Annotated in this window: 24 protein-coding genes; 10 read left to right on the top strand and 14 right to left on the bottom strand. The window is 64.0% G+C overall.

What is annotated here, in order from left to right; all coding sequences use genetic code 11:
- The first annotated feature begins 26 nt into the window (after nt 1-26).
- From recJ to AC1DEL_RS09790, 3 genes are all read left to right on the top strand, one after another.
- Nucleotides 27-1,727: a single-stranded-DNA-specific exonuclease RecJ gene (recJ, locus tag AC1DEL_RS09800; RefSeq protein WP_441592054.1), complete on the top strand. Its 1,701-nt coding sequence runs from the start codon at nt 27-29 to the stop codon at nt 1,725-1,727.
- Between the two features lie 117 nt (nt 1,728-1,844).
- Nucleotides 1,845-2,723 carry a hypothetical protein gene (locus AC1DEL_RS09795; RefSeq protein WP_477125568.1) on the top strand — a complete coding sequence of 293 codons (879 nt, stop codon included), beginning with the start codon at nt 1,845-1,847 and terminating at the stop codon, nt 2,721-2,723.
- Entirely contained in the window at nt 2,720-3,229 is a 510-nt protein-coding gene (locus AC1DEL_RS09790) for a hypothetical protein (protein WP_255370742.1), read from the top strand. The genes AC1DEL_RS09795 and AC1DEL_RS09790 overlap by 4 nt, the downstream gene beginning before the upstream one ends.
- A 19-nt stretch (nt 3,230-3,248) precedes the next feature.
- Here AC1DEL_RS09790 and AC1DEL_RS09785 read toward each other — a convergent pair whose 3' ends face one another.
- Nucleotides 3,249-3,995, bottom strand: coding sequence for a M23 family metallopeptidase (locus AC1DEL_RS09785; protein ID WP_092292596.1), 747 nt, complete (start codon nt 3,993-3,995; stop codon nt 3,249-3,251).
- Nucleotides 3,996-4,171: 176 nt separating this feature from the next.
- Here AC1DEL_RS09785 and prfB point away from each other — a divergent pair.
- The 5 genes from prfB (at nt 4,172) to AC1DEL_RS09760 (ending at nt 9,867) form a co-directional block, all read left to right on the top strand.
- Nucleotides 4,172-5,276, top strand: a protein-coding gene (gene prfB, locus AC1DEL_RS09780; RefSeq protein WP_143093866.1) for a peptide chain release factor 2 whose coding sequence is annotated in 2 segments (ribosomal slippage) — nt 4,172-4,252 and nt 4,254-5,276 — 1,104 coding nt in all. Because the reading frame shifts where the segments join, the coding sequence is not laid out codon by codon here.
- Nucleotides 5,277-5,385: 109 nt separating this feature from the next.
- Complete coding sequence (locus tag AC1DEL_RS09775) at nt 5,386-6,144, top strand: SDR family oxidoreductase (RefSeq protein ID WP_477125569.1); 759 nt, start codon at nt 5,386-5,388, stop codon at nt 6,142-6,144.
- 55 nt (nt 6,145-6,199) lie between these two features.
- Complete coding sequence (lysS, locus tag AC1DEL_RS09770; RefSeq protein WP_477125570.1) at nt 6,200-7,732, top strand: lysine--tRNA ligase; 1,533 nt, start codon at nt 6,200-6,202, stop codon at nt 7,730-7,732.
- Between the two features lie 221 nt (nt 7,733-7,953).
- Nucleotides 7,954-8,544, top strand: coding sequence for a peptidoglycan recognition protein family protein (locus AC1DEL_RS09765; protein WP_477125571.1), 591 nt, complete (start codon nt 7,954-7,956; stop codon nt 8,542-8,544).
- A gap of 627 nt (nt 8,545-9,171) precedes the next feature.
- On the top strand, nt 9,172-9,867 hold the full coding sequence (locus AC1DEL_RS09760) for a glycine zipper 2TM domain-containing protein (RefSeq protein ID WP_477125572.1): 696 nt from the start codon (nt 9,172-9,174) through the stop codon (nt 9,865-9,867).
- Between the two features lie 92 nt (nt 9,868-9,959).
- On the opposite strand, the gene iscX is transcribed toward AC1DEL_RS09760, so the two are convergent.
- The 13 genes from iscX to uvrB all read right to left on the bottom strand — a co-directional run bounded on the left by iscX (nt 9,960) and on the right by uvrB (nt 21,210).
- Nucleotides 9,960-10,154 carry a Fe-S cluster assembly protein IscX gene (iscX, locus tag AC1DEL_RS09755; protein WP_092292583.1) on the bottom strand — a complete coding sequence of 65 codons (195 nt, stop codon included), beginning with the start codon at nt 10,152-10,154 and terminating at the stop codon, nt 9,960-9,962.
- A gap of 1 nt (nt 10,155) precedes the next feature.
- The gene (fdx, locus tag AC1DEL_RS09750) at nt 10,156-10,494 is read right to left on the bottom strand and encodes an ISC system 2Fe-2S type ferredoxin (RefSeq protein ID WP_092292581.1); all 339 of its coding nucleotides are present in this window, start codon (nt 10,492-10,494) and stop codon (nt 10,156-10,158) included.
- Nucleotides 10,495-10,531: 37 nt separating this feature from the next.
- Nucleotides 10,532-12,397 carry a Fe-S protein assembly chaperone HscA gene (gene hscA / locus AC1DEL_RS09745; protein ID WP_092292579.1) on the bottom strand — a complete coding sequence of 622 codons (1,866 nt, stop codon included), beginning with the start codon at nt 12,395-12,397 and terminating at the stop codon, nt 10,532-10,534.
- A 78-nt stretch (nt 12,398-12,475) separates the two neighbouring features.
- On the bottom strand, nt 12,476-12,994 hold the full coding sequence (hscB, locus tag AC1DEL_RS09740) for a Fe-S protein assembly co-chaperone HscB (protein ID WP_477105044.1): 519 nt from the start codon (nt 12,992-12,994) through the stop codon (nt 12,476-12,478).
- 86 nt (nt 12,995-13,080) lie between these two features.
- Nucleotides 13,081-13,401: an iron-sulfur cluster assembly protein IscA gene (gene iscA, locus AC1DEL_RS09735; RefSeq protein WP_092292575.1), complete on the bottom strand. Its 321-nt coding sequence runs from the start codon at nt 13,399-13,401 to the stop codon at nt 13,081-13,083.
- A gap of 78 nt (nt 13,402-13,479) precedes the next feature.
- Complete coding sequence (iscU, locus tag AC1DEL_RS09730; protein WP_092292573.1) at nt 13,480-13,884, bottom strand: Fe-S cluster assembly scaffold IscU; 405 nt, start codon at nt 13,882-13,884, stop codon at nt 13,480-13,482.
- Nucleotides 13,885-13,938: 54 nt separating this feature from the next.
- The gene (locus AC1DEL_RS09725; protein WP_304441456.1) at nt 13,939-15,162 is read right to left on the bottom strand and encodes an IscS subfamily cysteine desulfurase; all 1,224 of its coding nucleotides are present in this window, start codon (nt 15,160-15,162) and stop codon (nt 13,939-13,941) included.
- Between the two features lie 69 nt (nt 15,163-15,231).
- On the bottom strand, nt 15,232-15,783 hold the full coding sequence (gene iscR, locus AC1DEL_RS09720) for a Fe-S cluster assembly transcriptional regulator IscR (RefSeq protein WP_144196102.1): 552 nt from the start codon (nt 15,781-15,783) through the stop codon (nt 15,232-15,234).
- Nucleotides 15,784-15,892: 109 nt separating this feature from the next.
- Nucleotides 15,893-17,989 carry a site-specific recombinase gene (locus AC1DEL_RS09715; RefSeq protein ID WP_477125573.1) on the bottom strand — a complete coding sequence of 699 codons (2,097 nt, stop codon included), beginning with the start codon at nt 17,987-17,989 and terminating at the stop codon, nt 15,893-15,895.
- Between the two features lie 59 nt (nt 17,990-18,048).
- Entirely contained in the window at nt 18,049-18,537 is a 489-nt protein-coding gene (locus AC1DEL_RS09710; RefSeq protein WP_092293287.1) for a low molecular weight protein-tyrosine-phosphatase, read from the bottom strand.
- A 33-nt stretch (nt 18,538-18,570) separates the two neighbouring features.
- Nucleotides 18,571-18,813 (bottom strand): hypothetical protein, encoded by a 243-nt coding sequence (locus tag AC1DEL_RS09705; protein ID WP_092292567.1) that lies wholly within the window; start codon nt 18,811-18,813, stop codon nt 18,571-18,573.
- Between the two features lie 38 nt (nt 18,814-18,851).
- Nucleotides 18,852-19,073 (bottom strand): hypothetical protein, encoded by a 222-nt coding sequence (locus tag AC1DEL_RS09700; RefSeq protein WP_092292565.1) that lies wholly within the window; start codon nt 19,071-19,073, stop codon nt 18,852-18,854.
- Between the two features lie 61 nt (nt 19,074-19,134).
- Nucleotides 19,135-21,210 (bottom strand): excinuclease ABC subunit UvrB, encoded by a 2,076-nt coding sequence (gene uvrB / locus AC1DEL_RS09695; protein WP_092292563.1) that lies wholly within the window; start codon nt 21,208-21,210, stop codon nt 19,135-19,137.
- Between the two features lie 191 nt (nt 21,211-21,401).
- Here uvrB and AC1DEL_RS09690 point away from each other — a divergent pair, with 191 nt between their 5' ends.
- Complete coding sequence (locus AC1DEL_RS09690; RefSeq protein WP_092292561.1) at nt 21,402-22,598, top strand: amino acid aminotransferase; 1,197 nt, start codon at nt 21,402-21,404, stop codon at nt 22,596-22,598.
- A gap of 276 nt (nt 22,599-22,874) precedes the next feature.
- Entirely contained in the window at nt 22,875-24,116 is a 1,242-nt protein-coding gene (locus tag AC1DEL_RS09685; protein ID WP_092292559.1) for a polyhydroxyalkanoate depolymerase, read from the top strand.
- The last annotated feature ends 65 nt before the right edge of the window (nt 24,117-24,181 follow it).

The raw sequence follows: 24,181 nt of genomic DNA, 5'->3' as shown, positions 1-24,181 counted from the left end.
GCGCCCGCTTTTCTGGACGAACGACCATGACCCGGATCGCCATCCGCTCTTATTCCGAACCCCACGCCGATGTGCTGGCCAAGTCGGGCCTGCACCCCACGCTGGCCCGCATCCTGTCGGCGCGCGGCGTGCTGCATCCGTCCGAACTGGCCACCGAACTGCCGGAACTGACACCGCCCACGACGATGAAGGGCATCGGCCACGCGGCCGAGTATCTGGCCGATGCCATCGCCGCCAACCGCAAGCTGCTGATCGTGGCCGACTACGACTGCGACGGCGCCACGGCCTGCGCCGTGGGCGTGCGCGGGCTGCGGATGCTCGGCGCGCGCGTGGATTTCATCGTACCAAACCGCTTCGAGTACGGCTACGGGCTGACGCCCGAGATCGTGGCGCTGGCCGCCCAGCAGCAGCCGGACGTCATCGTCACCGTCGACAACGGCATTGCATCGGTCGACGGCGTGGCGGCGGCCAATGCGCTCGGCATCGACGTGGTGGTGACCGACCACCACCTCCCCGGCGCGGAGCTGCCGGAGGCGGCGGTCATCGTCAACCCAAACCAGCCCGGCTGCGAGTTCCCGAGCAAGAACCTGGCGGGCGTGGGCGTGATGTTCTACGTGCTGCTGGCCCTGCGTGCGGAGCTGCGCCGGCGCGGCGCGTTCACCCAGGCGACCCAGCCGCCGCTGCAAACCCTGCTTGACCTCGTCGCGCTCGGTACCGTCGCGGACGTTGTGAAGCTGGACACCAACAACCGCATCCTCGTGGCCCAGGGGCTGCGCCGGATGCGCGCCGGGCGCATGCATCCGGGCGTGGCGGCGCTGTTCCGCGCGGCTGGGCGTGAGGCCACGCGGGCGAACACGTTCGACCTTGGTTTCGGCCTGGGTCCCCGGCTCAATGCGGCGGGACGGCTCGCCGACATGTCGCTCGGCATCGAATGCCTGCTGACCGACGACCCGAACCGCGCGTGGGAAATCGCCCAAGAACTGGACGGCATGAACCGCGAGCGGCGCGATATTGAGGCCGGCATGCAGCAGGAGGCCCTGCAGATCCTGGAACAGCCGCTGGCGGGACTGGATCCGGCATCGCGCTACACGCTCAGCGTGTTCAACGACACCTGGCACCAGGGGGTCATCGGCATCGTGGCGTCGCGGCTCAAGGAGAAATTCCACCGCCCGACCATCACTTTCGCACCGGGCGACGAGGAACACATCAAGGGCTCGGGCCGCTCGATCCCCGGGTTCCACCTGCGCGATGCGCTCGATCTGGTGTCGAAGCGGCACCCCGGCCTGCTCGTGAAATTTGGCGGACATGCGATGGCGGCTGGCCTGACCGTACGCTCGGCCGACTTCGACACCTTCATGTCGGCGTTCGAAGCCGTTGGCCGCGAATGGCTGACGGACGACCAGCTGGCGCGCGTGATCGAGACCGATGGCGACATCGAGGAATCGTGCTTCAGCCCGGAATTCGTCGCATTGCTAGAAGGTCAGGTCTGGGGCCAGGGCTTCCCGCCCCCCACGTTCTGCGGGGAATTCGATGTCCTGCGCCAGACCGTGCTCAAGGGCAAGCATCTGAAGCTGCAACTGGGGCGCGGCAGCCAACGCTTCGACGCGATCTGGTTCAACCACGCCGACGCCCTCGACGGCGCCAGCGCGACGGTGGCCTACCGGCTGGACAACAACACCTTCAACGGGGTCACGCGCGTGCAACTGGTGATCGAACACGCGCAGTAAATCGGCAGACGCTGGCGGGACTGCGGAAAACTGGTACACATTTCCGCTGTTCTACGATTTACGCGCGCAGTCGCGGGCCTGAACAATGGCCGCTTCCTCCCTCATGGTTGAAGCAATATGGCCAAACTCCTGCGCAGCAACGGCGCGCCACTCGGCGCGCAAATCACCCTCTTTCCGGGGAATCGACTCCAGTTCAAGGTTTCCGGACTCGGTCCAAATAGGAAACACCTCGTTCTCCGGAGTACTGACAGCGTCCTAAGCGTCGTGCCGCTAAGGGTCGATGACAGAAGAGCCGAGCAGGTGCTCCGACTGGAAGTGCAGGATCACAGCATCGTCAGCCGACGCGTCGTCCATCTGGACGCTTACGTAACAGACGCACAGGGGCGACTGCAACATAAGGACAGCAATACGGCACGGCTGACCGTGGAGCTTGAGCCGCGACTCAAGCTCCCGGAAGCGGATACCGAGGCAGGGATTCTCGCGCGGATGTTGATTGTCGAGAACGCCGCCCCGAGCCATCCCAAGTTTGTGAGCCTGGATGAGTCGCTGGAGAGCATGCAGTGGATGGTGCACGTACTTCGGAACCGTCTGAAGTTGGGGCCGCAACACTTCTCCGCTCGGGGCGCCTCCACTTTGACCACGCTGATCAAGGCTCAACGACAGGTCGAAGGCTTTGAGCAATATCCACAACTGCCTCCAGCGCAGAACGTCACACTGAACGCCATACTCAATCTGGCGCACGATGGTGCAGACAATCGTTACAGATCTCATCAGATCTTTGTGGAACATGCTATCGCCGTCTCCAAGGGCACGAAGGCCGGCGCCGACCCTTGCCCCAAGAAGCTATACGCATGGAAAACTGAAGGCTCGGATAGCCCAGGGCACAACTTCGTCAAGTTTCGCGCCAAGGGCGGCCAGGACTTCTATACCCTGACCGACGCATTCCTGGCTCAATTGACGCCGAACACCAGCGGAGCACTGGAGGCAAGGCGATGAAGCAACGATTCATCTTGCCCGTGATACTGGCCTTTGCCTGCCTCAGCACCCAGGCAGCAGGCCCGCTGCCGCCTGGCATTGCCGAAGTGGCGAGCAGCCGAATTAAGGTATCAACGAATCCCTATTATCGACAGCCACTCCACGCCATGAAGCATGTTCTATTGAGCTCCGGAAAGAATGGTCGAACCAATCGCTTCTGCGCCGTTGGCTACAAATGGCCAGACGGCACGTCCCAGGCTTGGGTGCTATGGGACGAGGAGCAAACCCTCATGCTATGGCGGGGAAATCTGTATCGGGATATGCGTGACATCGGGTTGACGGCTGCGAATCGCACCTTGAAATTGGGCCGGGACACCGTCCCTACCCCCGACGACATCAACGGCAGCACCTACCTCGTCACCGAAGCCTGGTGGCGCGCCGTCGCCAATGACTGCCGCAAGCATGGCGAGAAATACGTGATCAAGCCATTCAAGGCGCCCAAACCGAAAGATCCAGGCGCCCAATAGCCTGCCGCAGGCAATCTCCCTACCCGCGCGCCGGCAGGTAGGTGGCTGGATTCACCGGCTTGCCGTTGCCGCGCACCTCGAAGTGCAGCTCGGCCGCGCCGGCCATGCTGCCGATTTCCTGCCCCGTGGTGATGCGGGCGCCTTCCTTGACCAGCGGTTTGTCGAGGTTGCCGTACACGGTCAGCCAGTCGTCGCTGTGCTTCACGATCACCAGCATGCCGTAGCCGCGCAGGGTGCCGACGTGTATGGCCCAGCCGCTGGCGGCAGCGCGGACCTTGCCGTTGGCCGGCACCTCGATCCGCAGGCCCTTCTCGGCCGGCAGGGCGAAGCGGCCCGTCACGCGGCCGTCGGCCGGCCATTGCAGCTTGATGGCGTTGGCCGGCGGGCGCGACGGCGCGGTATCAGCCTGTTTGGCCGAATTTTCAGATTTTTCTGATGATTTGGACGGTGCCGATGCCGACGCTGCCGCCGCCGCGGCTGGCGGCCGCACCCGGATCAGTTGCCCGACCTCGATCTGGTTGGTGTCCGTCAGGTCGTTCCAGCGGGCCAGTTCGGCCACGGAGCGCCGGTTGCGCCGGGCGATCGAGTACATGGTGTCGCCGCGTTCCACGCGGTAGAAGCCGTCCGGCGCCGGTTCTGTCGGGGTCGTGCCACAGGCGGCGAGCAGCGTGGCCGTGAGCGTGGCCATCGTTGCCGCGCCAAGGCGGCCCAGCGCGCGGCGGCGGGCCGCGGACACGTCTGGTCTGGCGAAGTTGCTTGCTGTCATGCGTCCGAATTCACTCCTGTTATTCACCGATATTGTCGCCGAAGTGTTGCCAAGTGGCGCCGCGATCCCCTGGTAGACCGTTCGCATCGCGAACGGTTCGCCACACGCGACGATCCCTCCCGGGATTTACGGCGCCAATCCGCTATAATTCAAGGTTTTGGAAGCGCAGGAACATCATGGAAGCAGAACGCCTCAACGCCATCTCCGGTGCCATCTCCGATCTCCGTTCCCGGACGGAAGATCTACGGGGGTATCTTTGACTACGATGTCAAAGTAGGACGCCTGGACGAAGTCAACGGCGAGCTGGAAGACCCCGAGGTCTGGAACAACCCCAAGCGGGCCCAGGACCTGGGTAAGGAAAAGAAAGCGCTCGAGGCCGTGGTACAGGTCCTCGGCAAGCTGACGGACGACCTGACTGGCGCCGACGAGCTGTTCGAGCTCGCGCGCGAGGAAGGCGACGATGAAACGCTCGAATCCATCGAAACCGACGTCAAGGGCTTCGAGGAGATCGTGGCCGGCATGGAATTCCGCCGCATGTTCTCGGGCGAGATGGACCAGGCCAACGCCTTCATCGACATCCAGGCCGGCGCCGGCGGCACGGAAGCGTGCGACTGGGCGTCGATGCTGCTGCGCCAGTACCTGAAGTACTGCGAGCGCAAGGGCTTCAAGGCCGAGGTGCTCGAAGAGTCCGAGGGCGACGTGGCCGGCATCAAGAGCGCCACCATCAAGATCGAGGGCGACTACGCGTTCGGCTACCTGCGTACCGAGACCGGCGTGCACCGCCTGGTGCGCAAGTCGCCGTTCGATTCGTCGGGCGGCCGCCATACGTCGTTCTCGTCGGTGTTCGTTTACCCCGAGGTGGACGATTCGTTCGAGGTGGAAGTCAATCCGGCCGACCTGCGCGTGGATACCTACCGCGCATCGGGCGCGGGCGGGCAGCACATCAACAAGACCGATTCGGCGGTGCGGATTACCCACATCCCCACCGGCATCGTCGTGCAGTGCCAGAACGACCGTTCGCAGCACCGTAACCGTGCCGAGGCCATGTCGATGCTGAAGTCGCGCCTGTACGAGCATGAGATGCGCAAGCGTCAGGCCGAGGCCGACAAGCTCGAAGCCGGCAAGACCGATGTGGGCTGGGGCCACCAGATCCGCTCGTATGTGCTGGACCAGAGCCGGATCAAGGACCTGCGCACCAATGTGGAAATGTCCAACACCCAGAAGGTGCTGGACGGCGACCTCGATCCGTTCATCGAGGCCAGCCTGAAACAGGGCCTGTAAGCAGACCAGCGCGCCGCCCCCGGGGTGGCGCGCCGGTTTCCGCCGGCCAACTTCGACGCATTCCGCTTCAACTTCGAACCACCAAGACCACCAGGACATCCGGGGCACCATGAGCGCAGGTATCCATCTCTATATCGTCACGGGCGCATCGCGCGGCCTGGGCGCGGCACTGACCCGCGCGTTGCTGAAACCGGGCAACCGGGTGATCTGCGTGGCGCGCAGCCGCAGCCCCGAACTGGAGGCGGATATCGCCGCCAGCGGCGTGCCGGTGGCCTGGCACCTGCAGGACCTGTCCCAGCCCAGCGCGGCCGCCGGCTGGCTGGGCAGCGTGCTTGATGCCGTGGACGATACCCCGGCCAGCGTGACGCTGATCCTCAATGCCGGCGTGGTAGAGCCGATTGGCCCGATCACGGCGCTGCACGAGACCACGCTCATCCCCCATCTGCTGACCAACCTGGCCACGCCGATGACCATGACAGGCGCGTTCATCGAGCACACTGCCCGCTTTGACTGCGCGCGCAAGGTGCTGGCGATCTCGTCGGGCGCCGCGCGCAACCCGGTGCCGGGCTGGAGCGCCTATTGCGCCGGCAAGGCCGCGCTCGACATGTTCATCCGCTCGGTTAACGCCGAGTACGCGAGCGTGCCGGAGCCGCGCGCGGTGCGCGCCGTGGCGCTGGCGCCGGGCGTGGTCGATACCGACATGCAGGAAACCATCCGCGGTGCGGACTTCGCGGCCGTGCAGCGCTTCCGCGATCTCAAGGCCAACGACCAGCTCGCCTCGCCCGAAGACACGGCGCGGCGCATCGTGGCTTACCTGGAGCGTCCCGACTTCGGCAAGACCGAACTCGACGACATCCGCAATTACTGAACCGAACTGAACCGAACCGCGCCGGCGCCAAGCCGGAGCGATCCACCGACACATCATGAACGAACCGACCCGCGCCCCAGCCGCCGATACGCCTGCCGCCGACGAGAACAAGATCATCGCGGAGCGGCGCGAGAAACTGCAGGCCCTGCGCCAGCAAGGCGTGGCCTTCCCCAACGACTTCCGCCCGACGCATCAGGCCGCCGCGCTCCACGCCGAGCACGGCGAGACCGACCAGGCCACGCTGGAAGCGCAGCCCGTGGAAGTGGCCATCGCCGGCCGGATGATGCTCAAGCGCGTGATGGGCAAGGCCAGCTTTGCGACCGTGCAGGACGGCAGCGGCCAGATCCAGTTCTACGTCACGCGTGACAAGGTGGGCGAAGACGTCTACGCCGCGTTCAAGCACTGGGACCTGGGCGACATCATCAGCGCGCGCGGCGAGCTGTTCCGCACCAATAAGGGTGAGCTGTCGGTGCAGGTGCGCGAACTACGCCTGCTGTCGAAGTCGCTGCGCCCGCTGCCGGACAAGTTCCACGGCCTGGCCGACCAGGAGACCAAGTACCGCCAGCGCTATGTGGACCTGATCGTCTCGCCCGAGACACGCGCCACGTTCCGGGCTCGTACAAATGCCATTTCGTCGCTGCGCCGCCATATGGCCGACGCCGGCTTCATGGAAGTGGAAACGCCGATGCTGCACCCGATTCCGGGCGGTGCGGCGGCCAAGCCTTTCATTACGCACCACAACGCGCTGGACATGCAGATGTTCCTGCGCATCGCGCCCGAGCTGTATCTGAAGCGCCTGGTCGTCGGCGGCTTCGAGCGCGTGTTCGAAATCAATCGTAATTTCCGTAACGAAGGGGTGAGCCCGCGCCACAACCCCGAGTTCACGATGATGGAGTTCTACGCGGCCTACACGGACTACCGCTGGCTGATGGACTTCACCGAGAACCTGATCCGCCAGGCGGCCATCGATGCGCGCGGCAGCGCCACGGTGACCTACCAGGGCCGCGAGTTGGATCTCGCCAAGCCGTTCCATCGCCTGACGATCTGCCAGGCGATCCAGAAGTTCGCGCCCGAGTACACCGACGCGCAACTGACCGATGCCGATTTCCTGCGCACCGAACTGAAGAAATTTGGCGTGAATACGAGCGCGCCGCAGTTCCTGAACGCCGGCCTCGGCACGCTGCAGCTGGTGCTGTTTGAGGAAACGGCCGAGAGCCAACTGTGGGAGCCGACCTTTATCGTCGATTACCCCGTCGAAGTGTCACCGCTGGCGCGCGCCTCGGACACGTTGCCGGGCATCACCGAGCGTTTCGAGCTGTTCATCACGGGCCGCGAGATCGCTAACGGCTTCTCGGAATTGAACGATGCCGAGGATCAGGCTGACCGCTTCCGCAAGCAGGTGGAGCAGAAGGACGCCGGCGACGAGGAAGCGATGTACTTCGACGCCGACTACATCCGCGCGCTCGAGTACGGCATGCCTCCGACGGGTGGCTGCGGCATCGGCATCGACCGTCTGGTGATGCTGCTGACCGACAGCCCGAACATCCGCGACGTCATCCTGTTCCCGCACCTGCGCCGCGAGGACTGAACCGCAGGTACGCACCCAGACAACCCACCGCATGCGTGGCAGGTGGCAGACCACTGACAAACCCCACACTTTTTCGAGTGTGGGGTTTTTCTTTGTGGCGACCGAAATGCGAACGTCTCTGTACCCGCGGTTTAAGGAATCAGCGATTGTTTCCCTGTGTTCGCTCCTGCTAGGTTGATGGCCGCCCCCAGTTGATAAGGGCGACCTAACCAGGAGCGAGGATGCTATTTATTACGAAGCAAGGGCATGTCGACGCGGAGCGAGTGAGGGTGAAGATTTTCCCGAAGATCGAGCGCGGACCGATGGATACCGTAAATGGGATCGTTGTACACCAGACAAGCGCCCCGGAGTCGTCCCATACATTTAACAGCTATGGCGATGTTGCGGCCAATGGCGCTCACTTCTTGATAGACAAGGACGGCATCATCTATCAAACCGCATCCTTGCGGAGAGTGACGAATCACGTCGGACGACTCCGGTCGCGCTGCATTTTGACCAAACAGTGCTCTCCCATCGAGCTAGACAAGATATCCAAGCTCGGAACTGGTGCGCTACATCGACACGAAGTAAAGAAAAAATGGCCCAACCGATTTCCATCCAATCATGACTCGATAGGCATAGAGCTGGTAGGCATGGCCATCGGACCCAAGAACAAGGAAGTTTACGAGGATGGAACTGCCGCTCAAAACTCTTCATTGGACTGGCTGATCTCAGAGCTCATGGACACCTTTGCGGTGGCGGCGCGGGAAGTCTATCGGCACCCCGATATTTCCTACAAGAACCTGACCGAAGCGAGGACCGCAAAATGGTGAGATCAAGAACTCTTCCCCTCTTGAGATCCGCTGCCTTTGTTTTGCTGTGCATGACGGCCGCGCTTTGCTCAGCCAGAGATGTCAGAAAAGTGGTGATTGAAGAAGTCGGCCAATCGCTACCAGATGGAGATCCGCGGACAGCCGAGCTATGCAAGAGATTCCGGCCAACGGTGACGCAGGTAAAGAACTTCTTTTCCAAGATATACCCTGTCCAGGCGCGCATGGTGCTCCACGACTACTACTCCCCATGTTATGCCACGGGCACCGTCGTGTTCGGGGACAGCAGTACCGGGGCGTGGAGCCTATATTCCGGCGGGACGGCAACACTGGTATGGACGCACGGAGGCGATAAGGTCTACGTCTACTATGGAAAGAACAAATGGTACGACCCCTTCGCATGTACTTACGGGCTTGAGGATGAGGGAAAATGTTAGAGGGAGCGCCCGCTTCCATGAGCCAAATTTGTTACTGGAGCGCCTGTAGGACGCACTCCGATAGCGCGACAAACCCATGATTGACAAGGGTTTTCCGCGCTACGAATGCTTACAAAATCGAACGGCAATCGGGGCGCGATTCGGCCACACTTGGGGTATCGACCGGCAAGTCCGGTCACCCGGAGAACAACAAATGCAGCACCCCACTCCCGCTACCGCCCATCCGTCGAATTCGCCCACCCCGCCGCTGCCGCCCCAGCGCCGCCTGCACCCGCTGGTCGGCGCCGCGGCAGTCGCCGTAGTGGTGGCCAGCCTGACCGCGGTGGCGGCCGTGACCGGCGTGTTGCCGCTCACGAAGGCGAACCAGGGGCCAGCCGACTACCCGGCCCCGGTCGCCACCCAGCCCATTACCCCCCCGCCGGGTTCGACCACCCGCCCGCCGGCTTATGACGCCCAACAGGCTCAACAGGCCCAGCAATCCCAACAATCCCAGCAGGCGCGTAACGAGCCGCCCGCGCAGCAGGCTCAGGCCGAGGAGCGTCCCGCCACCCGGCCCAGCCATACGGCTGGCCGCGTCACGGCCGTGAGCGTCGTGGAATCGGAGAAGCCCACCAGCGGCGTGGGCGCGGTCGGCGGCGCCGTGGTGGGCGGCCTGCTCGGCAACCAGATCGGCAGCGGCAACGGCCGGATTCTCGGCACCGTAGCCGGTGCGGCGGCGGGCGGTTACGCCGGCAACGTGGTCGAGAAGCACGTGAACAAGGACAAGGCCTACCGCGTCAGCGTGCAGATGGACGATGGCACGCGCCGCACCTTCACCTACAAGAACCCGCCGGGGGTAGATGTGGGCCAGCGTGTCCACATGGAACGTGGCGTGCTGGTAACGGGGTAAGCGGGGGTAAGCGCTTCCCCTGGGAAAGCGAAACGGCCGCGCTGGTGGATGCCAGCGCGGCCGTTTTTCATCGATCTACGATAGGTGCAGCTTTACGCCGCTTCCTCGATCCACGCAGCCTGGATCGCCTCGAGAATCTTCTCACCCGAGCGCTCGGGCAGGTCGTCGAAGCCGTCCAGTTCAAGGACCCACTGGCGCAGTTGCGTGAAGCGGACCGTCACTGGGTCCACCTCGGGGTACTTGTCGTAGAGCGCCGCGGCGATGTCGAAGGTGTCAGTCCATTTCATCTCAGTGGCCTTCCTTGGCGTGGTTGATCGTGTATTTTGGAATTTCTACGGTCAGATCCGCGTCCGCCACCAGCGCCTGGCAAGACAGGCGCGAGTTCGGCTCCAGGCCCCAGGCCTTGTCGAGCAGGTCTTCTTCCTTTTCCTCGGCGTCTTCCAGCGAATTGAAGCCTTCGCGCACTACCACGTGGCACGTGGTGCAGGCGCAAGACTTCTCGCAGGCGTGCTCGATGTTGATGCCCTGGCTCAGCAGCGCGTCGCAAATGCTGGTGCCCTGGGGTGCCTCGAACACGGCCCCCTCGGGGCACAGTTCCACGTGAGGCAATACGATGATTTGTGCCATGTCTGTCCTGGTATGACTATTCTCAATTCGGTGCGGCTCAGCCGAGCTCCTGCACCTTGCGCCCCGCCAGCGCGCTCTTGATCGAGCGGTCCATGCGGCGTGCGGCAAATTCGTCCGTGCCATGCGACAACCGCTCCACGGCGGTCTTGATCGCGTGGTGGTCGTCGCCTGTTGCAATCTGTCGCACATTGGCCATCAGCACTTCCACGCTCGCGCGCTCCTCGGCGGTCAGCAGGTCGCCGTCCACCTCGAGCGCGCGCGTGGTGGCTTCCACCAGCCGTTCGGCTTCCACGCGCTCCTCGGCCAGCGCGCGGGTCTTCATGTCGTGCTCGGCCTCGCGGAAGCTGTCCTGCAGCATGCGCGCGATGTCGTCGTCAGCCAGGCCGTAGGACGGCTTGACCGAGACTGACGCCTCCACGCCCGAGTGCATCTCGCGCGCGGCCACCGACAGCAGGCCGTCGGCATCCACCTGATAGGTCACGCGGATCCGCGCGGCACCGGCCACCATCGGCGGAATGCCGCGCAGCTCGAAGCGCGCCAGCGAGCGGCAATCGCTCGCCAGTTCGCGCTCGCCCTGAAGCACGTGGATCGCGATCGCGGTCTGGCCGTCCTTGAACGTCGTGAATTCCTGGGCGCGTGCCACGGGAATCGTGCTGTTGCGCGGGATGATCTTCTCGACCAGTCCGCCCATCGTTTCCACGCCCAGCGAGAGCGGAATCACGTCGAGCAGCAGCCAGTCCTCGCCGGGCGCGTGGTTGCCGGCCAGCAGGTTGGCCTGCATGGCGGCGCCGAGGGCCACGACCTTGTCCGGATCGAGGTTGGTCAGCGGCGTCTGGCCGAAGTAGTCGCCCACAGCCTTGCGGATCGACGGCATGCGCGTGGCACCGCCCACCAGCACGACGCCCTTCACGTCCTGCGTCTCGACGCCGGCATCGCGCAGCGCCTTCCGCGCCGGCGCCAGCGTTTTCTGCACCAGATGCTTCGTAATATCGTTGAAAACCGAGGCGGACAGCGGCAGGTGAACGATCTCGCCACTGGCCAGCACCGCGTCGATCACCGTGCTGTCGCTCTCGGACAAGGCTTCCTTGGCGGCACGGGCGCGCACCATCAGCAGCCGGGTGTCTTCGGCGGACAGCGGCTGCAGGCCGGCCTGTTCCACGATCCAGCACAGCAGGCGCTGATCGAAATCGTCACCACCAAGCGCGGAGTCACCGCCGGTGGACATCACTTCGAACACGCCCTTGGTCAGCTTGAGCACGGAGATGTCGAAGGTGCCGCCGCCGAGATCGTAAACCGCGTAAATCCCTTCGGCCGCGTTGTCGAGGCCGTAGGCAATGGCCGCCGCGGTCGGCTCGTTGAGCAGGCGCAGCACCTCCAGGCCGGCCAGTTGGGCCGCGTCCTTGGTGGCCTGGCGCTGGGCGTCATCGAAATAGGCCGGCACCGTGATCACGGCGCCGACGAGATCGTCGCCAAGCGAATCCTCGGCGCGCTGACGCAGCGTCGCCAGGATCTCGGCCGACACCTCCACCGGGCTCTTCACCCCGGCGGCAGTCTTGATCTGCACCATGCCCGGCGCATCGACGAAGTCGTACGGGCTGTGCTCGATATTGGCCACGTCGCGCAGGCCACGGCCCATGAAACGCTTGACGGAGACGATGGTGTTCTTGGGATCGCGCACGGCTTCGTCCTGCGCGCGATAGCCGATGTGGGCCGTACGGTCCGGCAGGTAGCGCACGACCGAGGGCAGCAGCGGACGGCCGCGCTCGTCGGACAACACTTCGGGAATGCTGTTGCGCACGGCAGCCACCAGCGAGTTGGTGGTGCCAAGGTCGATACCGACTGCCAGGCGCCGCTGGTGCGGGGCCGGCGACATGCCGGGTTCGGAAATCTGGAGCAGTGCCATGATGATTCTTCGCGTGTTCTTGTGGGGCGATGTCCGGACTTCGCCGGGGAGGACCGTGCCGGGAGACTGGCGATTCGCCTAGTTTTCCAGCCGGTCGATCGCCTCGCTGGCGTCGTGTTCGATCTTCTCGATAAACATCAATTGCCGCGCCGCAGCGCCGGCTGCCTCATTGCTGCCGGCATCGAGCAGCGCGCCGAGCGCCTCCAGGCGCTCGCGCCGTTCCTGGCGCAGGTCGCGCAGCAGGCCGTCGAGCCGGTCCGTTGCGCGGTCTTCCACCGCTTCCTGCAGCGCCTCGCGCCATTCCATCTGCTGCATCAGGAAGGCCGGGGCCATGGCGGTATTGTTCTCCGCCTGGATGTCCACGCCGCGCAGCGTGAGCAGGTAGATGGCGCGCTTCAGCGGCTGGCGCAGCGTGCGATAGGCTTCGTTGGCGTGCGCGGCCCATTGCATCGCCACGCGCCGCTCGGCGTCGCCGGCGTTGGCAAAGCGGTCCGGATGGGCCTGAGACTGCACGGTGCGGTAGGCTTCATCGAGTGATGCCTGATCCACACCGAAGCGCACCGGCAAGCCGAACAGCGAGAAAAAATCGTCTTTCAAAACCTTCCCCAACAAAAAGGAGCGGCCACGCCGCCCCCCTTTCGCACTTCATTGCACTTCAGCGCACTTCAGCACGTCGCCGGATATCAGACCCGGAACGACTCGCCGCAGCCGCACTCGTCCTTGACGTTCGGGTTGTTGAAGCGGAAACCCTCGTTCAACCCTTCGCGTGCGAAGTCCAGTTCAGTGCCGTCGATGTACGGCAGACTTTTCGGGTCGACGATCACCTTGAGGCCCCGCGTCTCGAAGACCTGGTCCTCGGGTAGCACTTCGTCCACGTATTCAAGCTTGTAAGCCAGGCCGGAGCAGCCGGTGGTCTTCACACCCACGCGCAGGCCCACGCCCTTGCCGCGGCGTTCCAGGTAGCGGGCGACGTGCTTCGCCGCCTTTTCGGTCATTGTGATCATCGTTGCCTTGCTGTCAGACACCGCGTCCGGCCAATGCGCCGGGCGCGGCAGTTTCCAACGAAAAAGCCAGTCCGCCGATCAGGCAGCCTGCTGCGCGGCGGGAACGCCGTGCTTCTTCTTGTAGTCGTCGACCGCCGCCTTGATGGCGTCCTCGGCCAGGATCGAGCAGTGGATCTTCACCGGCGGCAGCGCCAGTTCCTCGGCGATGTGCGTGTTCTTGATCTCAAGGGCCTGGTCGACGGTCTTGCCCTTGACCCATTCGGTCACCAGCGACGACGACGCGATGGCCGAGCCGCAACCGTAGGTCTTGAACTTGGCGTCTTCGATCACGCCCGCCTCATTCACCTTGATCTGCAACTTCATCACGTCGCCGCAGGCCGGAGCGCCGACCATGCCGGTGCCCACCGCGTCGTCGTTCTTGTCGAACGAACCGACGTTGCGCGGATTTTCATAGTGGTCGAGAACCTTGTTGCTGTAAGACATTTTGGCTACCTCTGACGAATCTTGAATGGGGGTCGTTATTGTTTTGGGCGCTGCTCAGTGGGCGGCCCACTGGATCGAGTTCAGGTCGACACCGTCCTTGAACATTTCCCACAGCGGCGACAGGTCGCGCAGCTTGCCGATCTTGTTCTTCAGCAGTTCGATCGTGTAGTCGATCTCCTGCTCGGTGGTGAAGCGGCCCACCGTGAAACGGATGGAGCTGTGCGCCAGTTCGTCGTTGCGGCCCAGGGCGCGCAGTACGTACGACGGCTCCAGCGAGGCCGACGTGCAGGCCGAGCCCGACGACACGGCCACGTCCTTGATCGCCATGATCAGGGACTCGCCTTCCACGAAGTTGAAGCTCACGTTCAGGTTGTGCGGCACGCGGTGTTCCAGCGAGCCGTTCAGGTACACCTCTTCCATGCCCGACAGGCCGCGCCACAGGCGGTCACGCAGCATGCGGATCCGTTCGTTCTCGGTGGCCATTTCCTCGCGGGCCAGGCGGAACGCTTCGCCCATGCCGACGATCTGGTGCGTGGCCAGCGTGCCCGAACGCATGCCGCGCTCGTGACCACCGCCGTGCATTTGCGCCTCAATCCGCACACGCGGCTTGCGACGTACATACAGCGCGCCCACGCCCTTCGGGCCGTAGGTCTTGTGGGCCGAGAACGACATCAGGTCGCACTTCAGCGTGTTCAGGTCGATGGTGACCTTGCCGGTGGCCTGGGCCGCATCGCAATGGAAGATGATGCCCTTGGCGCGGCAAATTTCGCCGATCTGCGCCACGTCCTGGATCACGCCGATCTCGTTGTTCACCAGCATCACCGACACCAGGATCGTATCCGGGCGAATCGCCTGCTGGAACACGTCCATGTCGATCAGGCCGTCGTCCTTGACGTCGAGGTAGGTCACCTCGAAGCCCTGGCGTTCGAGCTCGCGGGTGGTGTCCAGCACCGCCTTGTGCTCGGTCTTCACCGTAATCAGATGCTTGCCCTTGCCCGAGTAGAAGTTCGCGGCACCCTTGATGGCCAGGTTGTTCGACTCGGTTGCGCCCGACGTCCACACGATCTCGCGCGGATCGGCGCCCACCAGCGCGGCCACCTGCTCACGCGCTTCTTCGACCGCGCGCTCGGCTTCCCAGCCATAGGCGTGGCTACGCGAGGCCGGATTGCCGAACTGCTCGCGCAGGTACGGAATCATCTTGTCGGCTACGCGCGGGTCCACCGGCGTCGTGGCCGAATAATCCATGTAGATGGGGAAATGTGGGGTGCTCATCGTTATGACTGCCTTATAGGGACCGCTAATCGCTTACTGTCTACCGATAGTTTAAACCAACTATCTGAAATCTGCTCAGGACTGCGCGAGGCTGAACACCGAGTTCACCACGCGGGGGCGCGCCGGCTTTTCCTGCTTCTCGGCCTTGCTGCGCGTCACCGGCACGGGCTGCGCGGCGTCTTCGCGCATGTCGTGCAGCACCGCCGGCTGGCGGGCGCGCTGCTGGTCAACGAGGTTCTTCAGGGAGACGGAGTCGAGGTACTCGACCATCTTCTGGTTCAGCGTGGCCCACAGCTCGTGTGTCATGCATCGCCCGGATCCGTCATCTCCGTTACAATTGCCCTTCCCGCCGCACTGCGTGGCGTCCAGTGGCTCGTCCACGGCGATGATGATGTCCGCCACGGTGACGTCCTCGGCCTTGCGGGCGAGGCTGTAGCCACCCCCCGGACCGCGCACGCTTTCCACGATCTCGTGCCGGCGCAGCTTGCCAAACAGCTGCTCCAGGTAGGACAGAGAGATTTTCTGGCGCTGGCTGATGCCAGCGAGCGTGACGGGCCCCTGATCCTGGCGCATGGCCAAGTCGATCATGGCGGTTACCGCAAAACGGCCTTTGGTGGTCAGTCTCATGATGCTCGGGGAGAAGGAAATACTTGATCGTTTCGCTCAAGTATAAATTTATCCGACCAAATCAGTCAAGTACCCCTGCTGCAGTGCACGGTATCCGGCACGACGCTTTTCAGGCCACATCGCCCGGCGCAGGCGCCGCCACGGGCACCGCGCGCGGCGGAATCAGCAGCGACATCGGGTGCCGCACAATGCGCCTGCGCACCGCCGCACTGAGTTCGCGCCGATCCACGCGAGGCAGGTTGCGCGACCGCATCGCCATATAGAATGCCAGCGCAAAGCTGACTGCCACGTTCAACACCCCCATCAGCGCGATACCGGCCACGGCCAGCCAGAGCGACGGCATGCGCAGTGCATCCATGCCGAGCACGCCGATGGCCGTGCCCACGGAACCGGTGGAAAGCGTCACATGGCGCACTTCCATATGCGGTCCAAAGAAGCTCAGGATCTCCGGCCCGAGCCCAAGCAGGAAGCCCAGCGACACATTGCCCGCGATGCCCGACAGATTGCGCTTCCAGAAATCCGCCAGCTTCATCGCCCCGCCCTGCCCCAGCACGTAGCGCAGCCGGCGGTGGTAGGCCATCACGTCGTGCACGCGGTGCAGCGCGAACCAGTTGTCCGCCCAGCCGGCGATCAGGCTCGACAGCCACAGCAGCACGCCGGTGAACGCGGCGTAGAGCGGCGTGGGGCCGAGAATCGAGAACGATTCGATCGTGGCAATGGCCTTGGCCGGCGTGATCAGATTGGCGCCGAGCAGCCTTCCGGCCAGCCACTGCACCAGCAGTGCCACCGGGAACACCACGGCCAGGTTGCCGAAAATCGCCGCCGCGTTCGAGCGGATCATCGCGATGGTGTCGTCGACGAAGGCCTCGCGCCCCTCTGGCCGCCCTACGCCATCGAGCCGGTGCGCCAGCGCCGGGCCGGTCATCGCCGGCTGCTTGGTGGCCAGCGTGAAATGCGCGAAATGGATCGCCAGGAAGCTGCCGGCATAGTTCAGCGAGGCCAGCAGGCCCTCCAGGAACTTGTCCAGATGCAGGCCGTAGATCAGAAATTTCAGATAGACCGTGACCACCGTGACCAGCCCGCCGCCGGCCGCCGCGCGCAGCAGCTCGCCGTACTCCTTACGGTCCCGCGTGATGTAGTGCTCGCCGGTCTCGGCGGACCGCTCCACCACCTTGCGCGCCAGTTGCGCGAACGATGAGCCGGCCAGATGCGCGATGCTGCGCCGGGCCTGCGTGGAGCGGATCAGCTCGGCCATCAGGTGCGCGTGGCGGCTGTGGCGGCCTGGGTCCACCCAGGCGTTGAGCAGCAGGTCGATCCGCGCCAGGCGGACCTTCATGCGCTCGATCTGGAACACCACCTCGACGGAGACGCCGTTCTCCTCGAGATCGGCATAGACATGCTGCGCGGCGGCCAGACAGCCATCGAGCAGCGCGCGGAAATAGTTGAGCCGATGGCCGAAGACCTCGTTGTCATGGGCCAGCCCCTCTTCGCACAACGCCGCGATGGCCATGTCGAGCCGGAAAAATGGCGTGTCCTGCACGCGGCCGGGCAGACGCGAACGAATTGACTGGCTCAGGCCGGTGGCGCGCACCTGACTGGCGAGCACCTGGATGCTTGCGGCCAGCGTGTCCTCGAGCTGGATGCGATCGCCCCCGGCGCCCGATTGCAGCGCTGACGCGATGCGCTCGATCAGGTCGGCATCGAGTCCATCGACCCAATCCGCATCAGCCTCATCGGCAAAGACCAGCGCGAACAGGCCGACCATGTCGTTGCGGTTGGGCGGCGGCGGCAGGAAGCGCGCCTGGAGCCGATCGACCATCTCGCCCCAGAAACCGGGGTGGGAGGCCACGCCGGTATCGCAGAACAGCGAGGTGGGATCGTTGTCACGGACGATCGAGCGGATGGTGCGCGCGAAGCGATCCGCCCAATCGGGGTGCCGCGCCAGCACCTGGAGCAGGTAACGCAGCCGCACGTGGGCGGGATAGCTGCGCGCCGGGGCGTTGGCCTGATCGGGGTGGGTATCCGGATCGGGATCGACGGCCAGGCTGCCGTCGCGCCGGAGCCAGTAGCCCAGCTCGACGAGCCAGGCGTTGCGGTCCGCGAGCAAGGCGTCGGGATTGGCCGAGGCCAGGATGGCGTCGAGCTGCAAGCTCGCATTGCGTGACTCGCGCCACTTGCGCCATTTGCGGAACAGGGAAAAAACCATGGATATCTCTGGAGGGCCGGCAACGTGCCGGCCTGGGGCTGCGGGGCTTGGCGGGGACCTCAGCGGGTGGGCGCCAACCGTTCGCGCAGCATGGCTACCACACCGTCGCAGGCGTCTTCGACGTAGTCGAGCACGGTTTCGAAGCCATCGCCCTCGCCGTAATAGGGATCGGGCACTTCCTCGGCAGGGTGCCGGGTGGCAAAGCTCATCAGCAGCCGGAGCTTGTCCGGGCTGACTTCGGGATGCAGTGTGCGTAGCGTGGACATATTGGCGTGGTCCATCGCCAGCACAAGGTCAAAGCGCTGGAAGTCCGCCACCCCCACCTTGCGCGCCCGCAGCGCGGACAGGTCATACCCGCGCTGCAGCGCGTAGCGCTGGCTGCGGGCATCGGGCGGGCGCCCGAGGTGATAGTCGTGGGTACCGGCGGAATCCAGTTCGACCTGCTCCGCAAGACCCGCGGCGATCAACTTGGCGCGCAGCACGCCTTCCGCCGTCGGCGAACGGCAGATATTGCCCATGCAGCACATCAGGATGGCGAATTTTTTCATCGGCATGATTTTACTTTGCCGATGATGTCGGCACTATGCCAACTGCACCGCCAGCTCCCGCCCTCTCTCCCAGCCGGCCGCTTCCGCCTCTTCCGGTGTCTTGAAGTGGTCCGTCGGTGGCGCGGTTTCCACCAGCGTGCCGGCCGCGCGGATATTGGTGCCGGGGCGGCAGACGCGCACCGTGTATTCCCACTCGATCGACGAACGGGGTTTCACCTGCACCTGGATCTCGTGCGTCTCGAAAACCCTCTTTTTCCATTCACTGCTATAGGCCATGTCTTGTCTCCTGTGCTGCCGGCGACCCTTGGCCCGGGTCAGTTCACCTCGCCGGCATCGATTGTGCGCATGGCGGCAGCTTCGGCCAATGCCAGGGCCGCCTCCGGGGTGGCCGCCGCGCCGGTCTCCGATTCGAATGTCGGACCGCTGACCTCGCCGAACGCGTCGGCGATCGTCACAACGCCCGAAAACCCGCCTCCGGCATGCGGAATTGCCCGCGCCACCACCGCGTAACCACCGTATTCGAACTGTGTCACCATGGCGCGCTCCTCGTTGTTGACCGGCTCCGTCCGGCGTGGATGCCCCCGGACACCCTAGACACTATAGGATGTGATCGCCGCTCGCCCCGAACACCTGGGCGCGCAGCTTGGCCAGTTGGTCGCGAACCTGGGCCGCCTTTTCGAACTCGAGATTCTTGGCATGGTCGAGCATCTGCTTCTCCAGCCGCTTGATCTCCTTCGCGACCTGCTTCTCGCTCATGTCCTCGTATTTTGCGCGCTCGGCGGCTGCGCTCAGTTCCGCCCGGACCTCGTTCGGGTCATAGACCCCGTCGATAATGTCCTTGATCCGCTTGACCACGCCGCGCGGCGTGATGCCATGGGCCTCGTTATGCGCGATCTGCTTGATGCGGCGCCGCTCGGTCTCGTCGATCGCGCGCTTCATCGAATCCGTCATGCGGTCGGCATAGAGGATGGCGGTACCGTTGACGTTCCGGGCGGCGCGGCCGATGGTCTGGATCAGCGAGCGCTCGGCGCGCAGGAAGCCCTCCTTGTCCGCATCGAGGATGGCCACCAGCGACACCTCGGGAATATCGAGGCCCTCGCGCAGCAGGTTGATCCCCACCAGCACGTCAAACGTGCCAAGACGCAGGTCGCGGATGATCTCCACGCGTTCCACGGTATCGATGTCCGAGTGCAGATAACGTACCTTGACGCCGTTCTCGGACAGGAATTCGGTCAGCTGCTCGGCCATCCGCTTGGTCAGCGTGGTCACCAGCACGCGATCGCCGGCCTGCACGCGGATGTTGATCTCGGATAGCAGGTCGTCCACCTGGGTCGTGGCCGGGCGCACCATGATGATCGGGTCGACCAGGCCGGTCGGCCGCACCACCTGCTCCACCACCTGCCCCGCATGGTCCTTCTCGAACTGCGCCGGCGTGGCCGAGACGAACATCACCTGGCGCATCTTGCGTTCGAATTCGTCGAATTTCAGCGGCCGGTTGTCCAGCGCGGACGGCATGCGGAAGCCGTACTCGACCAGCGTGGTCTTGCGCGCGCGGTCGCCGTTGTACATGCCGTTGAGCTGGCCGATCAGCACGTGAGACTCGTCGAGGAACATCAGCGCGTCCGGCGGCAGGTAATCGACCAGCGTCGGCGGCGGCTCGCCCGGCTTGGCGCCGGAAAGGTGCCGGGAATAGTTCTCGATGCCCTTGCAGAAGCCCAGTTCCGAGAGCATTTCCAGGTCGAAGCGCGTGCGCTGCTCCAGCCGTTGCGCCTCCACGAGACGATTCTCCTTGTAGAAGAAATCGAGCCGCTCGCGCAGTTCCACCTTGATGTCCTCGATCGCCCGCAGCACGGTATCGCGCGGCGTGACGTAGTGGCTCGACGGGTAGACCGTGAAACGCGGAATCTTCTGACGCACGCGCCCGGTCAGGGGGTCGAAGTACTGGAGCGAGTCGACCTCATCGTCGAACAGCTCCACGCGCACGGCCATCTCGGCGTGCTCGGCCGGGAAGATGTCGAGCGTGTCGCCGCGCACGCGGAACGTGCCGCGCTGGAAATCGGTCTCGTTGCGCGTGTACTGCATGGCGATCAGCCGCGCGATGATGTCGCGCTGGCTCAGCTTGTCGCCGGTGCGCAACGTCAGAATCATCTTATGGTATTCGCTCGGATTGCCGATCCCGTAGATCGCGGACACGGTCGCCACGATAATCGTGTCGCGCCGCTCGAGCAGGCTCTTGGTGGCCGACAGCCGCATCTGCTCGATATGCTCGTTGATCGACGAGTCCTTCTCGATGAACAGGTCGCGCTGCGGCACATAGGCCTCAGGCTGGTAGTAGTCGTAGTAGCTGACGAAGTACTCGACCGCGTTGCGCGGGAAAAACTCGCGGAATTCCGAGTACAACTGGGCCGCAAGTGTCTTGTTCGGCGCAAAGACGATGGCCGGCCGCCCCATGCGCGCGATGACGTTGGCCATGGTGAAGGTCTTGCCGGACCCGGTCACGCCCAGCAGGGTCTGGAACGACAGGCCATCCTCGACGCCCTCCACAAGCTGGCGGATGGCCTGGGGCTGGTCCCCCGCGGGCGGGAACGGCTGGTAGAGCTGGAACGGGGAGCCCGGAAAGGTGACGAATTTGTCTTCGTCCAGGACCGGGGCGACTTCGGCGAGATTCGTCATAGGGTAGGGAAAAACCTGAGGAAAAACTGGCGGATACGCTAGAATCTTGGGGTTGCGCGGACCCGCTTCAAGCATTGTGGCATCACGCTACTGTCAGTTCCTGTCAGTAGGGCCATCGACGCGATCCGCCAGCGCAGCCCGAAGCATTCTACGCCCTCCGTTTTGTTACACAGCTGACCACGAGAATCCAAATGAGTTTGTTTTCTGCCGTCGAGATGGCCCCGCGCGACCCGATCCTGGGCCTGAATGAAGCCTTCAATGCCGACACCCGCACCACCAAGGTGAACCTGGGCGTTGGCGTGTACTTCACCGACGAAGGGAAAATTCCCCTCCTGCGCGCCGTGCAGGAGGCCGAGAAGGCTCGCCTGGCCAGCGCCACGCCGCGTGGCTACCTGCCGATCGAAGGCATCGCCGCCTATGATCAGGCCGTGCAGACCCTGCTGTTCGGCAAGGAATCGGCCCTGATCACCGAAGGCCGCGTTGTGACGGCCCAGGCACTTGGTGGCACCGGCGCCCTGAAGATTGGCGCCGACTTCCTGAAGCGCCTGTACCCGGATGCCAAGGTCGCCATCAGCGACCCGAGCTGGGAAAACCACCGCGCGCTGTTTGAATCGGCCGGCTTCCCGGTCGTGAACTACGCCTATTACGATGCCGCCAGCCATGGCCTGAACTTCGCCGGCATGGTGGAATCGCTGAAGTCCTACGCGGCCAACACCATTGTCGTGCTGCACGCCTGCTGCCACAACCCGACCGGCGTGGACCTGTCGGAAGCCCAGTGGAAGCAGGTGGTGGAACTGGTCAAGGAACGCAACCTGATCCCGTTCCTGGACATGGCCTACCAGGGCTTTGCCGATGGCATCGACCCGGACGGCGCCGCCGTGCGCCTGTTCGCCAATTCCGGCCTGCCGTTCTTCGTCTCCAGCTCGTTCTCGAAGAGCTTCTCGCTGTACGGCGAGCGCGTGGGCGCGCTGTCGATCGTGACCACGAGCAAGGAAGAATCCCAGCGCGTGATGTCGCAGGTCAAGCGCGTGATCCGCACGAACTACTCCAACCCGCCCACGCACGGCGGCACGGTGGTGGCCACGGTGCTGAACAGCCCCGAGCTGCGCGCCATGTGGGAGCAGGAACTCGGCGAAATGCGGGATCGCATCAAGCTGATGCGCCATGCGCTGGTGGACAAGCTGGCCGCCAAGGGCGTGCCGGGTGACTTCTCGTTCGTGAAGGCCCAGCGCGGCATGTTCTCGTACTCGGGCCTGACCACTGACCAGGTGGACCGCCTGCGCAACGACCACGGTATCTACGCCGTGGGTACGGGCCGGATCTGCGTGGCGGCGCTGAACAGCCGCAACATCGACGCGGTGGTCAACGCCATCGCTGCAGTGTACTAAGCATCACAGCACGAAGGCTTCGGCGCATTGCACCAAAAAGCAACACGCCGATTGCACCAGTTCTGACGCAGTGCCACATAAAAGGCGACGGGGAGGTCACTCCCGGTCGCCTTTTTGTGTCTGTAGGTGTCTGTCACCACGAATTCAAGCCAATGTCCTATTGTCTTCCCCGCTTGGCGGCGTAACTTGGAAGCGTATGCTGCAAAGCACGACCGTTCGATTGCGGGCATAATCCATCGGGCACAAACGCCCGACAGAAAGGCAACAGGTACCGGCATGCTTTACCAACTGCACGAATTCCAGCGCTCCATGCTGAACCCGCTGACCGCCTGGGCTCAGGCGACGGCCAAGACCTTCACCAACCCGCTCAGTCCTCTTTCCCTGGTGCCGGGCGCACCTCGCCTCGCGGCCGGCTACGAACTGCTCTACCGGCTCGGCAAAGAATACGAGAAACCGTCGTTTGACATCAAGTCGGTGCGCTCCAACGGCCGGGACATCCCCATCGTCGAGCAAACCGTCTTCGAAAAGCCGTTCTGCAAGCTGGTGCGCTTCAAGCGCTACGCGGACGACCCCGAGACCATCAAGCTGCTCAAGGACGAACCCGTCGTCCTGGTCTGCGCCCCGCTCTCCGGCCACCACGCCACGCTGCTGCGCGACACCGTGCGCACCTTGCTGCAAGACCACAAGGTCTACGTGACCGACTGGGTCGATGCGCGCATGGTCCCGTCCGATGTCGGCCCGTTCCACCTGTCTGACTACATTTATTACATTCAGGAATTCATCCGCCATATCGGCGCGGATAACCTGCATGTGATCTCGGTCTGCCAGCCCACGGTGCCGGTGCTGGCCGCGATTTCGCTGATGGCGTCGAACAAGGAAACCACCCCTTGCACGATGACGATGATGGGCGGCCCGATCGACGCGCGCAAGAGTCCCACGGCGGTCAATTCGCTGGCGACCAACAAGTCGTACGAGTGGTTCGAGAACAACGTCATCTACACCGTGCCGGCGAACTATCCGGGCCACGGCCGCCGCGTCTACCCGGGCTTCCTGCAGCATGCCGGCTTCGTGGCGATGAACCCGGACCGCCACCTGTCCTCGCACTATGACTTTTACCTGAGCCTGGTAGAGGGCGATGCCGACGATGCCGAGGCGCACGTGCGCTTCTACGACGAGTACAACGCCGTGCTCGACATGGCCGCCGAGTACTACCTCGACACCATCAAGGAAGTGTTCCAGGAGTTCCGACTGGCCAACGGCACGTGGGAGATCGACGGCGCGCCGGTGCGTCCGCAGGACATCAAGACCACGGCCCTGCTGACCATCGAAGGCGAACTGGACGACATCTCAGGCGCCGGACAGACCGCCGCCGCGCACGACCTGTGCACCGGCATTCCCAAGGCCAAGCGGCATCACATCACCGCGCCGAAGGCCGGCCACTACGGGATTTTCTCGGGCCGCCGCTGGCGCGAGAATATTTATCCGGAACTGCGCGATTTCATCCGTAAATCGCGCTGAAGCCAGCCGGACGCCGAATGCAAAAATGCCCGCGATGATCTCGCGGGCATTTTTGTTTTTCCGAC

It is taken from the genome of Cupriavidus sp. 10L43_2, from assembly GCF_056395265.1.
This window is presented reverse-complemented; position numbering and strand designations above follow the sequence as displayed.

What these genes read in the sequence shown, in the direction of transcription:
- recJ (WP_441592054.1), top strand. Translation starts at nt 27, where the DNA reads ATGACCCGGATCGCCATCCGCTCTTATTCCGAACCCCACGCCGATGTG.
- AC1DEL_RS09795 (WP_477125568.1), top strand. Translation starts at nt 1,845, where the DNA reads ATGGCCAAACTCCTGCGCAGCAACGGCGCGCCACTCGGCGCGCAAATC.
- AC1DEL_RS09790 (WP_255370742.1), top strand. Translation starts at nt 2,720, where the DNA reads ATGAAGCAACGATTCATCTTGCCCGTGATACTGGCCTTTGCCTGCCTC.
- AC1DEL_RS09785 (WP_092292596.1), bottom strand. Translation starts at nt 3,995, where the DNA reads ATGACAGCAAGCAACTTCGCCAGACCAGACGTGTCCGCGGCCCGCCGC.
- AC1DEL_RS09775 (WP_477125569.1), top strand. Translation starts at nt 5,386, where the DNA reads ATGAGCGCAGGTATCCATCTCTATATCGTCACGGGCGCATCGCGCGGC.
- lysS (WP_477125570.1), top strand. Translation starts at nt 6,200, where the DNA reads ATGAACGAACCGACCCGCGCCCCAGCCGCCGATACGCCTGCCGCCGAC.
- AC1DEL_RS09765 (WP_477125571.1), top strand. Translation starts at nt 7,954, where the DNA reads ATGCTATTTATTACGAAGCAAGGGCATGTCGACGCGGAGCGAGTGAGG.
- AC1DEL_RS09760 (WP_477125572.1), top strand. Translation starts at nt 9,172, where the DNA reads ATGCAGCACCCCACTCCCGCTACCGCCCATCCGTCGAATTCGCCCACC.
- iscX (WP_092292583.1), bottom strand. Translation starts at nt 10,154, where the DNA reads ATGAAATGGACTGACACCTTCGACATCGCCGCGGCGCTCTACGACAAG.
- fdx (WP_092292581.1), bottom strand. Translation starts at nt 10,494, where the DNA reads ATGGCACAAATCATCGTATTGCCTCACGTGGAACTGTGCCCCGAGGGG.
- hscA (WP_092292579.1), bottom strand. Translation starts at nt 12,397, where the DNA reads ATGGCACTGCTCCAGATTTCCGAACCCGGCATGTCGCCGGCCCCGCAC.
- iscA (WP_092292575.1), bottom strand. Translation starts at nt 13,401, where the DNA reads ATGATCACAATGACCGAAAAGGCGGCGAAGCACGTCGCCCGCTACCTG.
- iscU (WP_092292573.1), bottom strand. Translation starts at nt 13,884, where the DNA reads ATGTCTTACAGCAACAAGGTTCTCGACCACTATGAAAATCCGCGCAAC.
- iscR (WP_144196102.1), bottom strand. Translation starts at nt 15,783, where the DNA reads ATGAGACTGACCACCAAAGGCCGTTTTGCGGTAACCGCCATGATCGAC.
- AC1DEL_RS09715 (WP_477125573.1), bottom strand. Translation starts at nt 17,989, where the DNA reads ATGGTTTTTTCCCTGTTCCGCAAATGGCGCAAGTGGCGCGAGTCACGC.
- AC1DEL_RS09710 (WP_092293287.1), bottom strand. Translation starts at nt 18,537, where the DNA reads ATGAAAAAATTCGCCATCCTGATGTGCTGCATGGGCAATATCTGCCGT.
- AC1DEL_RS09705 (WP_092292567.1), bottom strand. Translation starts at nt 18,813, where the DNA reads ATGGCCTATAGCAGTGAATGGAAAAAGAGGGTTTTCGAGACGCACGAG.
- AC1DEL_RS09700 (WP_092292565.1), bottom strand. Translation starts at nt 19,073, where the DNA reads ATGGTGACACAGTTCGAATACGGTGGTTACGCGGTGGTGGCGCGGGCA.
- uvrB (WP_092292563.1), bottom strand. Translation starts at nt 21,210, where the DNA reads ATGACGAATCTCGCCGAAGTCGCCCCGGTCCTGGACGAAGACAAATTC.
- AC1DEL_RS09690 (WP_092292561.1), top strand. Translation starts at nt 21,402, where the DNA reads ATGAGTTTGTTTTCTGCCGTCGAGATGGCCCCGCGCGACCCGATCCTG.
- AC1DEL_RS09685 (WP_092292559.1), top strand. Translation starts at nt 22,875, where the DNA reads ATGCTTTACCAACTGCACGAATTCCAGCGCTCCATGCTGAACCCGCTG.